This window comes from Protofrankia symbiont of Coriaria ruscifolia, assembly GCF_900634745.1.
In the GTDB taxonomy this organism is placed as follows: domain Bacteria; phylum Actinomycetota; class Actinomycetes; order Frankiales; family Frankiaceae; genus Protofrankia; species Protofrankia californiensis.
The window spans coordinates 12,853-13,761 of the sequence record NZ_CAAAFR010000124.1 but is presented as its reverse complement, the minus strand read 5'-3'; the positions used below and the strand labels follow the sequence as shown (position 1 = coordinate 13,761).

Annotated in this window: 1 protein-coding gene; it reads right to left on the bottom strand. The window is 66.9% G+C overall.

Going from position 1 to position 909, the window contains the following annotated elements; all coding sequences use genetic code 11:
- A partial coding sequence (locus CV1CTNOD_RS14720; RefSeq protein WP_131786665.1) for an HARBI1 family protein occupies nt 1-728 on the bottom strand: 728 nt, incomplete at its 3' end.
- Nucleotides 729-909: the final 181 nt, after the last annotated feature.

The following is a 909-nucleotide window of genomic DNA, read 5'->3' as shown; positions in this document are numbered from 1 at the left end:
GCCTTGAAGTACTTCAGGAGGGCGTTCGCGCGTTCGCCGACGGCCCGCAGCGCGTAGTGGATCCTGTTGTGCTTCCTTTGGTCGTCGGGCAGGTCTTCGCCCTTGGGCTTCTTGTACGGGATCGCGACCTGGTCCTGTAGCCCTTCGTAACCGAGGTCTGCGAGGATCTCGCCGCCGGCGTCGGTCCAGTCGGCGAGCACCGGAAGCCCGCCGGAGGCGCGCAGGGCGGTGGTGTCGTGCTCCCGGCCGGGCCGGACGTCTGAGACCCACAGCGGCCAGCCGTCGTCGGGGGCGGAGACGACCTGGACGTTGCCGCCGTGGTTCTTGATTTTTCCGGACCACCAGAGGTCCACGCCCTTCGTCGGGCCGGGAGCGGAGACCCGGTCGGTCTCGACCACCGTGCCGTCGACGACGACGTGCCCGTAACCTGCGGCCTTCGCGGCCAGCAGCGCGTTGCGCAGGTCAGGGGCCTGCCAGGCGAGGACCGCGACACCCTCGTGGAGATAGCGGTAGCCCGCCGAGGAACTGATGTCGTTGTCGTCGCAGAGGTCCTTGACCCGGGTGCCGTCACGGAACCAGCGCAGCACGAGCACGGCCTGCGCCCACGGGGTGAGGGCGCGGGTCCCCTTCCGGGTACCTCGACGCTCGCGCTCCGCGACCAGCAGGGTAGCCAGCCGGAGGACGGTGCGTTCGGAGAACTGCAGCTTGCCGACGTATGCGAGACTCATGCGCGCGCGGGGCCTCATCTGAAGTGGATCTGTGGAAGGACCTACTTCTTATCGAGACCCCGCGTCTTGCGTTTCAGCACTCCCGGATCGTCACAATCCGTGATGGCTACGGAGAGTAGCAAATAGTTGCTGGGAACGGCTCATTGATCTAGCGATTCCGAAGCTGCGGACCGGTTCGTGC